We start from the raw sequence: 12891 nt of genomic DNA, 5'->3' as shown, positions 1-12891 counted from the left end.
GGCTTCATCGGCGCCGGCGCCCTGCTGGGACCCTACGGCCTCGGGCGCTTCGCCGACGATCATCCCTACGTGCACCTCTTCACCATCGGCAACCGCACGGAGATCGCGCATCTCGCCGAGTTCGGCGTGATCTTCCTGATGTTCATGATCGGGATCGAGCTGTCCTGGGAGCGCCTCAGGATCCTGCGCCGCCTCGTCTTCGGCCTGGGCTCCCTGCAGGTGGGCTGCTCCGCCCTCGTCCTCGCGATCATCCTCTACGGGTTGAGCGTGCCGCTGGCCGGCGCGGTGATCGTGGGGATCGGGCTCGCCCTGTCGTCGACCGCCGTGGTGCTGCCGGTCCTGGCGGAGCAGAAGCGGCTCAACGCGCCCACCGGCCGGGCGAGCTTCGCGGTCCTGCTGTTCCAGGACCTGGCGGTGGCGCCGGCCCTCTTCGCCATCGCGGTGCTCGGCCGCGACGACGGGGGCGACAAGGGCTGGGCGCTCGCCATGGCTCTGGGCCAGGCGGCGATCGCGCTGGTGCTGATCGTGATCGCCGGACGCCTCGCCCTGCGCCCGCTGTTCCAGCTCGTGGCGCGCACGCGCTCCACCGAGCTGTTCATGGCGGCCTGCCTGCTCGTCATCGTCGGCACGGCGCTGACCGCGGCGGCGAGCGGCCTGTCGATGACGCTGGGCGCCTTCGTGGCCGGGCTTCTGCTGGCCGAGACCGAGTATCGCCGGGCGATCGAGGCGACCATCGACCCGTTCAAGGGTCTGCTGCTCGGGGTTTTCTTCGTCTCGGTGGGCATGAACCTCGATCCGGCCCAGCTCATGGCGACGCCCGGCGCGATCCTGGGCCTGTCGCTGGCGCTGGTCCTGATCAAGGCCGCCGTGGTGGTGATGGCCGCCCCGGTGATGAAGATCCCCCGGCCGGTGGCGATCGAGACGGCGCTGCTGCTCGGGCCGGGCGGGGAGTTCGCCTACGTGCTGATCGGCGGCGCCATGGCGACCGGCCTCGTGCCCGAGGAGGTCGGATCCGCCGCCCTGGTGGTGACCACCGTCACGATGATCATGATCCCGGGGCTCGCAGCGATCGGCCGGCGGCTCAAGCTGCGGGCGACGGCCAACGCCCGGGCGGCCGCCGGGACCGAACCGCTGCCCGACCGGGTGGAGAACCGGGTGGTCGTCGCGGGCTTCGGCCGCGTCGGCCGGCAGGTCGGCGAGATGCTGGAGCGGCACAAGATCCCGTATCTCGCCCTCGATTCCGACCCCGCCCGGGTGGCCGAGCAGCGTCGTGCCGGCGCGCCGGTCTTCTTCGGCGATTCCGGAAACACCGAGATCCTGCGCCGCTGCGACATCGCCTCGGCCCGGGCCCTCGTGGTGACCCTCGACAATCCCCGGGCCGTCGAGGCGGCGGTGACGGCGGCCCGCGCCGAGCGGCCGGACCTGACCATCGTGGCCCGGGCCCGCGACGCCCGCCACGCCACGGCGCTGTACGAACTCGGCGTCGACGACGCGGTGCCGGAGACGATCGAGGCGTCCCTGCAATTGTCCGAGGCGGTGCTGGTCGATGTCGGCGTGCCGATGGGTCTCGTCATCGCGTCGATCCACGAGCGGCGGGACGAGTACCGGGCCCTCCTCAAGAAGCGCGAGAACGAGGCGAAGCCGATCTTCCGGGCGCGGCGCACCGTCGGGAAGGCCCTGGGCAAGCCCGCGGTGAAGCGGGAGCCCGGGCGCCGGGAGGAGGCGGCCGGCCAGGAGGCGTGAGCCCGGGGCCCGTCCGGCCCGGGATCGCCGCGCGGGCCTCGTCCGGCGCGGCTGGCCTCAGGCCGGAGCGGGATGAGCCTCGGCGAGCTTCGGGCGCCGCACGACGCGGTTGCGCTGCGCCGGCTCGAACCCGTCGGCGAAGCTGCAGCGGTAGACCAGCTCGTCCGCCGGCCCGAGGCCGGTGACCAGCGGCACCGTCACGGTGTCCCCGGAGAAGCGCCAGCCCCGCGCGCCCTTGTCCCAGTAGAGCCAGACCGTTCCGGGATAGCCCCGCAGGGTGAACACCGCGGCCTTGCGCGACAGGGCCTGCACGGCGCGCGGCGCGTACATGCCCTTGTCGCGGTAGCCCTCCCGGGTCGCCTCCGGCTGACGGTCCATGAAGGTGTTGCGCACCAACTGAATCGTCGCGCCCGGCTTCCCGAGAAACCGCTTGAAATCCGTCAGATTCCGCAGGATGACCGCCATCGCAGGTCTCCTCGCTTGCCCTGTCCGGTCCGCGTGGCCGCGTCCGCACACACTCGATCCTTCGAGTTGAGCGATTCCCATGACCGAATGAGTGACCGCACGAGGCGTCCGGCGGCACATATCAACAGATTCGATGACTTATACCCAGCTTCTGCGGCGTGAGTGTCCGGAGAGACTCCGCGCGGCGTCGGAATCGACCGGTGACGCGGCGCTGAATCTTGTCGACCATCGCTGAAGATTCGGAATCCGGTCCGGGAAGTCCTGCCAAGCTTGGTCCAAGTGACTCCGATTCGCCTGGACTTGACCCGCGCCGCCGGCTGGCGCGTTCTTGGCGGATGCTGCTGCAGTTCTTCACGGCCCTCCGGGACGCCAAGGTCCCCGTCTCCCTGAGGGAGTACCTGACCCTGCTCGATGCCCTCGACCGGGGCCTCGCCGGGCACGAGGTCGAGGCGTTCTACTTCCTGTCGCGCACGGCCCTGGTGAAGGACGAGTCGCATCTCGACCGGTTCGACCGGGTGTTCGGCACGGTGTTCAAGGGTCTGGAGACCCTGGGTGAGGCGGTGGAGCCCACCGCCATCCCCGAGGAATGGCTGCGCCGGATCGCCGACAAGTACCTGACCGAGGCCGAGAAGGCGGAACTGAAGGCGCTCGGCTGGGACAAGCTGTTCGAGACCCTGAAGCAGCGGCTGGCCGAGCAGAAGGGGCGCCATCAGGGCGGCTCGAAATGGATCGGCACCGGCGGGACCTCGCCGTTCGGCGCCTACGGCTACAATCCCGAGGGGATCCGCATCGGCCAGGACGGCAACCGCAACTTCCGCGCGGTGAAAGTCTGGGACAAGCGTGCGTTCAAGGACCTCGACGACGACCGGGAGATCGGCGCGCGCACGATGCGCCTTGGCCTACGGCGCCTGCGCCGCTTCGCCCGGACCGGCGCCGCCGAGGAGCTCGATCTCGACGGCACGATCCGCGCGAGCGCCCGCCAGGGCTATATCGACGTGAAGCTGCGGCCGGAGCGGCGCAATGCCGTGAAGGTGCTGCTGTTCCTCGATGTCGGCGGGTCCATGGACTGGCACATCGAGCAGGCGGAGACCCTGTTCTCGGCGGCGCGCTCGGAGTTCAAGCACCTCGCGCACTACTATTTCCACAACTGCCCCTACGAGGCGGTCTGGACCGAGAACCGGCGCCGGCACGAGGCGAAGACGCCGCTCTTGGACGTGATCCGCACCTACGGCAGCGACTACCGGGTGGTGTTCGTGGGCGACGCCTCCATGAGCCCCTACGAGATCGCCGCACCGGGCGGCTCGGTGGAGCACTGGAACGCGGAGGCCGGCGCCGTGTGGATGCAGCGCCTCCTCGATCACTTCCCGAAGACGGCGTGGCTGAACCCGGTGCCCGAGACGCATTGGGGCTACACCCAGTCGGTCGGGATGATGCAGCGGCTCGTCGGCGGCCGGATGTTCCCGCTCACCCTGGAGGGGCTCGATGCGGCCGCGCGGGCGCTGGTGCGGTGAGGCGCCGTTTCCTGGTGCCGCCGTCGCGGCGCTGAGCGCCCGCTGCCGCCGCCTTTGCGAGCGCAGCGAACCCGCCCAGCGGTACCATGCCCGCCGACGTCACGCTGCCCCGGGTCGCTTCGCTGCACGCGCGATGGCGTGTTAGAGGCAGGCCGGCGGAACCGACCGGAACCGCAGCCGGATCAGCCCTGCTGGGACGGCGTCGTCACCACGAGCCCATCGAGCGCCGGGGTGATCTTGATCTGGCAGGACAGGCGGGAATTGTCGCGCACGTCGCTGGCGAAATCGAGCATGTCCTGCTCCATGTCCTGGGCCTTGCCGACCACCTCGATCCACGCGTCGCCGACGTAGACGTGGCAGGTCGCGCAGGCGCAGGCGCCGCCGCATTCCGCGTCGATGCCCGGCACGTTGTTGCGCAGAGCCGTCTCCATCACGGTCGCGCCGACACTGCCTTCGACGGTCCTCTCCGTCCCGGCGTGGTCGACGTAGGTGATCTTGGGCATGCTGGGGGCTCCGGGCTCGCGTCGGGCGCATTCAGTCCAACGGGCGGCGTGACTGCTTGGCGGCTGAAACTTCGGAATGCAAGCGCGGCAATTGACGCCGATCCCGGTTCGATCGCCGCATCGCGGCCGGGCCCGTCAGGGGTGCCAGACGGCGACCGCGGCGAGCGCCGCCGCGACCGCGTCCGCGAGGTCGTCGAGGGGCACCGGCCCGCCGCCGTCCCGCAGGCGCGTCTCCGCGGCATCCGCCAGCGCGTGAATTCGCGTGGCGCCGACCCCCGCGGCCGAGCCCTTCAGGGTATGGGCGAGGTCGGCGCGCTCACCCCGCGGGAGGGCCGGGTCGGTGAGCCGCGGCAGGATCGACCGGCACTGGCCGGCAAACAGCATCAGAACCTCGCGGGCGAGGTCGGCATCGCCGCCGGTCTGGGCGTCGAGCGCCGCGCGGTCGATCGGCGGCATGATCGGCGGCATGCCGGGGCTCCCGGACTCGGTGTTCTTCGGGGATTGCGGGTCTGATCCACACAATTCACCCCCCGATTCGCCGGCTGGGGATCGCGCCGGACCCCTCCCGTGCGGCAGGATGCGGAGGCGGTGAGCGGCAGGGTCGGTAACCATTCGGTTAACGTTTTCTGGGGCCGGCCGGAGGCTCGGGTATCGGCAATCGCTGCCCAGGTCTAATATTGTAATGGTAAACGGGGCGTTGCGTCTCCGGCATCCGCCTCCCCAGGTGCCGGTGATCCCGTGTGACGAGGCGTTGAATGGCGACCGAGAAGAAGCTGAAGGATCCGGCCGAGGCCGCGCTCTCTGCGATCGAGCAGGCGCTGAACCTCGACGCCCTGACGCCGACCGGCCCCGAGGGTCGCGCCGAGCCGCGCCTGCCCGATGTCGGTGACGCCGATCCGCTGCTCGACGGGAACCTCGACCCGGTCGGGCGGACCATGCCGCCGCGCCTCGACCTCGACCCGCCGCTCGCCTCCGACCTGCCCCCGCCCGGCCTGGAGCGCCCGCGCCGCGAGGGCGGCCTCCTGCCCCCCGACCGCTCGCTCGTGGCCAACGACGACCGGCGCAACATCGGCATCCTGCAGCAGACCCTCCGGGTCCGCTCCTCGCCGAAGCCCTACCTGTTCGCGCTGGCCGCCGGCCTCGCCTGGATCGGCGCCCTCGTGCTGATCGCCTGGACGAAGTCCGAGGGCGACCTGCGCGGCGTCGTCGCGGGGCTCTCGGCCCTCCAGGCGAGCGTCGCCGCCGCGGCCCTGTTCGGCCCGGTGGTGCTGTTCGTCATCGCCGCCATGCTGGCGGTGCGCGCCCAGGAGATGCGCCTCGTCGCCCGCGCGGTCGGCGAGGTCGCGGTGCGGCTGGCCGAGCCCGAGAGCTTCTCCACCGACGCGGTCCTGACCATGTCGCAGACCGTGCGCCGGGAGGTGGCGGCGGTGGGCGACGGCGTCGAGCGGGCGCTCGCCCGGGCCGGCGAGCTGGAGACCCTGGTGCGCGGCGAGATCGCCACGCTGGAACGGGCCTATTCCGACAACGAGATCCGGATCCGCTCCCTCGTCGAGGAGCTGGTGGCCCAGCGCGAGGCCATCGTCACCAATGCCGACCGGGTGCGGACAGCCATCACCGGCTCGCACCAGAGCCTGAGCCAGGAGCTGGAGGGCGCCTCCGACCGGATCGTCTCCGCGGTGAATGGCGCGGGTGAGCGCGTCACCGGGGCCCTGGAGACCCGCGGCGCCGCCATCACCGCCTCCCTGGGCGAGGCCGGCGACCGGGTCGTCGGCCTGATGAACGCCCGCGGCAGCGACCTCATCGACAATCTCACGGCCACCAGCCACGCGGTGCGCGGCAGCCTCCAGGAGGTCGGCGAGAGCCTGACCCGCACGTTCCAGGGCCACGCCGGCGAGGCGACCGGCGCCTTCGAGGCCGCCGGCACCGCCCTGGCGGGCCGTCTGTCCGAGAATGCCGGCACCCTGGCCCGGAGTCTCGATGAGACCGGTGCGCGGGTCGGCGCGGCGCTGGAGCGCCAGGCTGGCGCGGTGCGCGAGAGCTTCGAGCGTTCGGCGACCGGGCTGGAGACCGTGTTCCTGTCGCGCGGATCCGAGCTGACCGACCGCTTCGGCGCGATGGGTGCCGAGATCACGGCGCGCTTCGCCGAGACCGGGACGGCCCTCACGCAGGACATCGCCGGCCGCGGCACGGCGCTGCGGGGCGAGATCGAGAGCGCGGGCCTGGCGGTCGCCGAGACGATCGAGGGGCGCGGGCGCGACGCCCAGGCTGCCCTGGCGCTCGCCGCCAGCGGCGTCGGCGAGACCCTGACGGCCCGGGCCGGCGCGGTTCGCGACGACCTGCTCGGCGCCGCCGAGCGGATCGCCGAGGCCCTCGCCGAGCGGGGCGGCGGCGTCGCCGACCGGATGGACGGCATCGCGGCGCGGCTCGACGAGACCGTGACGGTGCGGGCGGCGGATCTGGAGAACCGCGTCGCCGCGGCGGCCGAGCGCGCCGGAAGCGGCATCGCGCGGCGGACCGACGCGGTCGCGGCCAACCTGGAGGCCGCCTTCTCGGCGCTGGGCCAGGGCTTCGAGACGGGGGCGGCCTCCGCGGTCAAGTCCCTGCGCGGCACGGTCGAGGGCCTGTCCGGCGAGATCGACGGACGCGCGGCCGAGGCGGTCGCGGCGCTCCGGCGCGGCGCCGAGGAGGCCACCACCGCCCTGCACGGGACGACCGAGGCCGCCACCGGCGCGGTCGAGACCCGGACCCTCGAGGCCGTCCGGGCCTTCGAGCATCGGATCGCGGATTCGGCCGCCGCCCTGGCGGCGCGGACCGAGGAGGCGGCCGAGGCGCTCGCCGCCGCCGCCGAGCGGACGGGCACCGCCGCCGAGGCACAGGCCCGCGACGCCGCCACCCGGCTGGCCGCGACCCTGGAGACCCTGCGCACCGCCTCCGCGGAGGTCGCCGGCACCGTCGAGGCCGAGACCGCGTCCCTCATGGCCCGGTTCCTCGAAGCCGCCGATCGCGCCGGGACGGATCTCGGGACCCGCGGCACAGAGGCGGTCTCGGCCGTCCGCGCCGCCCTCGACGATCTCAACCGCGAGCTCTCCGCCCGCACCGGCAACGCCACCGGCAGCCTCGCCGAGGCCGCCCGGGCGATCTCGGACGACCTCGCCGCCCAGATCGGCGCGATGGAATCCACCTTCGGGGAGCACGGCCGGAGCGTCGCGGGCCTGCTGGCCAGCCACGCCGACGAGACCCAGGCCCGGATCAGCGGCACCGGCCGCGACATCGTGCTCGCCGTGGCGAGTCAGGGCGCCCGCATCGCCGACACCCTCAGCCAGACCGGCGCGCGCTTCGCCGAGACCGCCGACGGCCGGGTCCGGGCGATCGACGAGACGCTGGGAAGCCGCCTCGCCACCCTGCAGGAGACCATCGCCCGCGGCGACATCCTGGCCGACCGGATCGGCCGCGACACGGCCGCCCTCGGAGAGACCGTCGGCGCCCGGCTGGAGGAGATGGACCGGCTCATCACCGGCAGGGGCCAGGCCGTGGCCGAGACGATCTCGGCCCGGGCCCGCGAGGCCGGCAGCCTGATCGAGACCCATCTCGGGGGGCTGGAGGAGCGCTCCGCCCAGCGGGCCGCCGAGATCGGCGCGGCCGTCGCGGACCTCGTCAGCCACATCGACGGCCAGCTCGGCAGCCGCGCCACCGCGATGGACGAGGCCCTGCGGTCGCGCACCGACGAGATGGCGCGCATCGTGGCCGACGGCCACCGCGGCCTCGTGGAGATGCTCGATGGGCGCACCTCCGGGCTCGGGCAGGACATCGCCCGGCACACGGGCGAGATCGCCCGCCGGATCGAGGAGAGTGCCGGCCACTTCGATGCCGGCGTGATCGGCCGCCTGCAGGCGATCGCCGACACGCTCGACGAGCGCGCCCGCCTCGTGGACGAGAGCTTCGGCGTCCAGGCCTTCGAGGCGATCCGCCTCATCGAGGCGCGTACCCGCGCGGTGGACGAGGAACTGGCCGGCCGGACCCGCGACCTCGTGGCGATGGTCGCGGACCGGACCGGCGGCCTCGACGGCGCCATGGCCGAGCGCGTCCGCGCTCTGACCGCCACGATCGAGGCGGCCACCACGGGCCTCGAGGCGTCGCTGTCGGGCCGCGCCGAGGCCCTCGTGCGGCTGGTGGACGAGCGCACCGAGAGCGCCGACGCGACGCTGGCCGCCCGCACCGAGGCCGTGCGCGCCGCCTTCGCGGAGCGCGCCGATCTGCTCGGCCGCCTCATCGACGAGCGCATCGCCGCCGTGTCGGGCGAGCTCGACGAGAAGGGCCGGGCGGTGTTCGGGGCGATCGGCGGCCGGATCACCGAACTGGCCCGCCTGCTCGACCGCGGCGGCACGTCGCTGGCCGAACTGATCGACCAGCGCGGCGAGAGCGTCCTGGCCAAGCTCCAGCAGACCATCGCGGATGCCGAGCGCATGCTCGATGCCGGCGAGGGCCGCCTGGGCCACACCCTGTCGAGCCGCACCGCCGACATCAGCGGCCTGCTCGACGACGGCGTGCGCACGGTCCACACCCTGCTCGACGACCGCACCAACCAGATCCGCGTGATGCTGGACGATCACGCCGGCACCCTGGCCGCCACCCTCGACGGCCGCATGGGCCCGATCAACGCGGCGCTGGACGGCCGCGGGCAGGCCCTGGTCGCCGCCCTGGACGGTGCGTTCGGCACCGCGACCGGGGCCCTGGACGACCGGACCCGGCAGCTCGGCAGCCTGTTCGACGAGCGGCTGGGCCACCTCGAGACCCTGGTCGAGGGGCGCGGCAACCGCCTCGCCGACACCCTCGGCGAGCGGGCCCAGTCCCTCAAAACCCTGTTCCAGGAGGCCCAGTCGGCCCTCGACGCCGTGGTAGAGGACGGCGGTGGCCGCTTCACCGCCTCGGTCGACGCGCGCATCCAGTCCCTGCGCAGCGTGCTGGAGGAGGCCCCCGCCGCCGTCTCGGCGCTGGTGGAGACCCGCGAGCGCCAGCTCGCCGCCACCCTCGATTCCCGCACGCAGCGCCTCCAGACCCTGTTCGAGGAGGCCCAGACCGGCCTGCGCGACCTCGTGGACGGGCGTGGACAGGAGGTCGCCGACGCCATCGCGACCCGGACCGAGGGTCTGCGCACGATCCTCGACACGGCGCCCGGCCAGCTGGCGGACCTGCTGGATAACCGGCTCTCGGACCTCCAGGGCCTGTTCGAGCGGGCGCAGGGCGAGATCGACCGCCTCGTGGAGACCCGCGGCCGCCAGATCGCCGGCACGATCGAGCACCGGACGCAGGCGCTCCAGGCGACCATCGAGAAGGTCAATCCCGCCATCGCCGGCCTGCTGGAGACCCGCGAGGGCCAGCTCGCCGAGCTCCTCAAGGAGCGGACCGGCGAATTGCAGCTCTTGTTCGAGCGGGTGCAGGGCCGCCTCGGCGCGATCGTCGAGGGGACCGGCCGCGACGTGTCCGAGCGGGTGGATACGCGGATCGAGGCCCTGCGGACGACCTTCGAGGAGGCGCGCGCGGCGATCGAGGGGCTGCTCGACGAGCGCAGCCGGACCCTGATCGACGCCGCCCAGGGCCGCACCGGCGCACTGGTCGAGGTGTTCGACACCCGGCTGCGCGACCTCGACGGGGTCGTGGAGGGCCGCGCGGCGGCCCTGGCGCAGGCCGTGGAGGCGCACAGCGAGGCCCTGGCCCGCGGTGTCGATGCCCGCGCCGACGCCTTCACCCAGCGGATCGACAGCCGCATGCGGCTGTTCGCGACCCTGGTGGCGCAGCGCGCCGACACGCTGGCCAACGCCTTCGACGACCGCCACGAGGCCTTCGCGGGCCTGATCGACGAGCGCACCGCGACTCTCGTGGCAGCCCTCGACGAGCGGGCGCGGGCCCATGCCGAGCAGGTCGACGCCCACAACGCGGCGCTGGCCGAGACGCTGAGCCGCCGCGAGGCGACCCTGGCGGGCCTGATCGACGACCGCACGGAGGCCCTCGGGGCCGGATTCGAGCGGCGGATCAACGCCCTGGGCACCCTCGTGGACGCCCGCGGCGAGGCCCTGTCCCGCCGCCTCGCCGAGAGCGCCGAGGTCCTGGTGCGCGCCATCGAGGAGCGGGGCGGTGCCCTCCTCGCCGGCCTCGACGACAGCGGACGCGCGGTCGGCGACACCCTGGAGGGGCATGTCGAGCGCCTGCGGGCCGCCATCGACGGGCCGATGCTCGACCTGTCCCATGCCCTGGCCGATCGGGCCGACGCCATTGAGCGGGCCCTCGCCGAGACCGGCCTGCCCCTGGCCGAGAGCCTGCGGGAGCGGACCGAGGAGCTGGCCGTGCAGTCGCGGGCCTCGGCCGAGCTGCTGCGCGCCGCCGTCGAGGACGGGGCGGGCCGCACCCTGTCGGAGCTGTTCGAGACCAACGACCGGATGGGCCGGGAACTCGGCACCCTGCTCCAGCGGATCGAGACCGCCAACGCGGCGCTCGGCGAGCTGGTCGCCGGGGCCGACACGAATCTCGGCGCGGTCGAGCGGAGCCTCGCGGACCGGATCGAGCAGGTTCAGGGGGCGCTGCAGCGCATCGCCGCCGAGACCGGAAGAGCCAGCGCGGGTGTCTCCGCGCAGGTCGAGGCCCTGCGCGGCGCCGCCGACGGGGCCCTGAGCGAGGCGTCCCGCCTGGCCGAGACCCTCGACGACCGGGGCCGCTCGCTCGGGGAGCAGACCGTCACCCATGTGGCCACCCTCGACCGGGCGGCGGCCTCGCTCGCCGCCATCGAGGAGCGGCTGGGTTCGGCCCTGTCGGGCCGCGAGACGGCGCTCACGGAGGCGCTGGCCACCTTCGAGGCCCGCGCCGCCGCCCTGGAGCAGAACGGCAACGCCCTGGCGCAGACGATCGAGCGCACGCTGCGCGCCGCCGAGGAGCGCGCCCGCAGCGTGGGCGAGACCCTGACCCGGACGGCGCAGGGCGCCGGCGCCTCGGTGACGAGCGCCTTCGCCGACCTGAAGGACAGCGCCAGCGCCGAGGGCGAGAAGGCCGCCCACGGCGTGCGGCAGGCCATCGAGGAGGCGTCCCGGGAGATGCGCAGCGGCTTCCAGGAGGCCCAGGCCAGCTTCGGCGACTCCTTCTCGGCGCTGCGCGAGATGGCGGGCTCGATCCGCGGCGAACTCGACGCGACCCGCGCCGAACTCGCCAAGGGCGTGCTCGACCTGCCCCGCGAGACGCAGGACGCCACGGGCGAGATGCGCCGGGTGGTGGCGGACCAGATCAAGGCGCTCAACGAGCTCTCGACCCTGGTCTCCCGCTCCGGCCGCTCCGTGGACGTCGCCCAGCCGCAGGCCCAGCGGCGGGTCGCCGAGGGCGGCGGCCGGGCCGCCGTGGTGCCTGCGGCCGCCCAGGCCGCGACCCAGGCCGCGATCCAGGCTCCTGCACCGGCTCCGTCCTTCGCGTCGGCACCCCCCGCCATGCCACCCCTGACGCTGCCTGCTCCCCAGGCGCGGTCGCGGCCCGCGGCGGCCGGTCAGGCGGCCCGGATCGAGGCACCGCGCACGGCCGCCCCGGCCCGCCCCGCCGGCCCTGCGCAGGCCGGGGACAAGCGGGGCTGGCTGTCCGACCTGCTGACCCGCGCCTCGCTGGACGACGATCAGGAGGCCGAACCGGGCGCCGAGGCGCTGGCCGCCGCCGCGCCGTCGGGACGGCGGACCCCGGTGGCCGCCGCCGAGACCGGGCGGATCGCCCTCGACACGATCTCGACCGACATCGCCAAGATGATCGAGCACCGGACCGCCGTCGACCTGTGGGAGCGCTACCGGCGCGGCGAGCCGAACCTGTTCGATCCGCGGATCTACACGCCCCAGGGCCGGACGACCTTCACGGAGATTCAGCGCCGCTACCGGGCGGATGCGGAGTTCCGCCGGAGCGTCGACCGCTACGTCAGCGAGTTCGAGCGCCTGCTCGGCGACGTGGTCAAGAACGACAGCGACGCCAAGCGGACCGACGCCTATCTCACCTCCGAGACCGGCAAGGTCTACACGATACTGGCCCATGCCAGCGGGCGCTTCGACGGGGCGTAGCGTGCTGTCCGCCGCAGTGGATGCCGGTTCGGCTTAGGAGAGCCCGTTCGAACAAGGAGCCAGAGCCGGTCCCCTTCGCAGCGCGACCGGGACCGGCTCTGGAAGCAGCCCTTTCAAGGTGTTTGGGCTGGGTGCATGGATCACGATCCATGGCTGTAACATCGTGAAAAAGCCGCGTGTTTCCCCTCCGCCTTTCGGGTTTGCGGCTTCACGGATCGAGCCGGGCTACTCGGGCACAGGACGGGGCGCGGGTCCCTTCTGCCGTGCGGGCTACGATGTTCACCGCGTTTCCCTCCCCCCTCTGCGGGGGAGGGTGGCCCCCGAAGGGGGGCGGGAGAGGGGAGCGACGGTGCAGAATGGGACTGTGCGCGTCATGCCGGTCGCGCCCTTTTTCGGAATCCGGGGTTCCCCTCTCCCGACCCCTGCTGACGCAGGGGCCACCCTCCCCCGCAGCGGGGGGAGGGAGGGTGTGTGGCAACGCTGGACCGGCACACCCGTCGACCGGGCGATGATACCGAACGCGAAGCGTGAATTCGCTGGTCCGCCACAGGAGAGGGGGGCTGTCGCGCCTTCCCGAGCCAATGTGTGAACATC

General features: G+C 73.4%; 6 protein-coding genes. 3 read left to right on the top strand and 3 right to left on the bottom strand.

Going from position 1 to position 12891, the window contains the following annotated elements:
* The coding region (locus tag MKK69_RS10675; RefSeq protein ID WP_243967779.1) for a cation:proton antiporter at positions 1-1743 on the top strand (1743 nt) is incomplete at its 5' end.
* Positions 1744-1800: 57 nt separating this feature from the next.
* Here the strand turns inward: MKK69_RS10675 and MKK69_RS10670 are convergent.
* A complete protein-coding gene (locus MKK69_RS10670) occupies positions 1801-2208 on the bottom strand; it encodes a hypothetical protein (RefSeq protein ID WP_243967778.1) in 408 nt (135 codons plus the stop codon).
* A 335-nt stretch (positions 2209-2543) separates the two neighbouring features.
* Here MKK69_RS10670 and MKK69_RS10665 point away from each other — a divergent pair, with 335 nt between their 5' ends.
* The gene (locus MKK69_RS10665) at positions 2544-3719 is read left to right on the top strand and encodes a vWA domain-containing protein (RefSeq protein WP_243967777.1); all 1176 of its coding nucleotides are present in this window, start codon (positions 2544-2546) and stop codon (positions 3717-3719) included.
* A 182-nt stretch (positions 3720-3901) separates the two neighbouring features.
* On the opposite strand, the gene MKK69_RS10660 is transcribed toward MKK69_RS10665, so the two are convergent.
* Positions 3902-4222, bottom strand: coding sequence for a 2Fe-2S iron-sulfur cluster-binding protein (locus MKK69_RS10660; protein WP_243967776.1), 321 nt, complete (start codon positions 4220-4222; stop codon positions 3902-3904).
* A gap of 135 nt (positions 4223-4357) precedes the next feature.
* Positions 4358-4678, bottom strand: a complete 321-nt coding sequence (locus MKK69_RS10655; protein WP_243967783.1) for an Hpt domain-containing protein — start codon at positions 4676-4678, stop codon at positions 4358-4360.
* 299 nt (positions 4679-4977) lie between these two features.
* Between MKK69_RS10655 and MKK69_RS10650 the strand changes: the two genes are divergently transcribed.
* Positions 4978-12297 carry a hypothetical protein gene (locus MKK69_RS10650; RefSeq protein ID WP_243967775.1) on the top strand — a complete coding sequence of 2440 codons (7320 nt, stop codon included), beginning with the start codon at positions 4978-4980 and terminating at the stop codon, positions 12295-12297.
* The last annotated feature ends 594 nt before the right edge of the window (positions 12298-12891 follow it).

This window comes from Methylobacterium sp. J-026 (assembly GCF_022829585.1).
Classification (GTDB): Bacteria; Pseudomonadota; Alphaproteobacteria; order Rhizobiales; family Beijerinckiaceae; genus Methylobacterium.
Note: the sequence above shows the minus strand (reverse complement) of the source record. Positions and strands in the feature narration are given on the sequence as shown.

Excerpts from the sequence above, each read along its gene's own strand:
- MKK69_RS10670 (WP_243967778.1), bottom strand. The coding sequence starts at position 2,208 with ATGGCGGTCATCCTGCGGAATCTGACGGATTTCAAGCGGTTTCTCGGG.
- MKK69_RS10655 (WP_243967783.1), bottom strand. The coding sequence starts at position 4,678 with ATGCCGCCGATCGACCGCGCGGCGCTCGACGCCCAGACCGGCGGCGAT.
- MKK69_RS10650 (WP_243967775.1), top strand. The coding sequence starts at position 4,978 with ATGGCGACCGAGAAGAAGCTGAAGGATCCGGCCGAGGCCGCGCTCTCT.
- MKK69_RS10660 (WP_243967776.1), bottom strand. The coding sequence starts at position 4,222 with ATGCCCAAGATCACCTACGTCGACCACGCCGGGACGGAGAGGACCGTC.
- MKK69_RS10665 (WP_243967777.1), top strand. The coding sequence starts at position 2,544 with ATGCTGCTGCAGTTCTTCACGGCCCTCCGGGACGCCAAGGTCCCCGTC.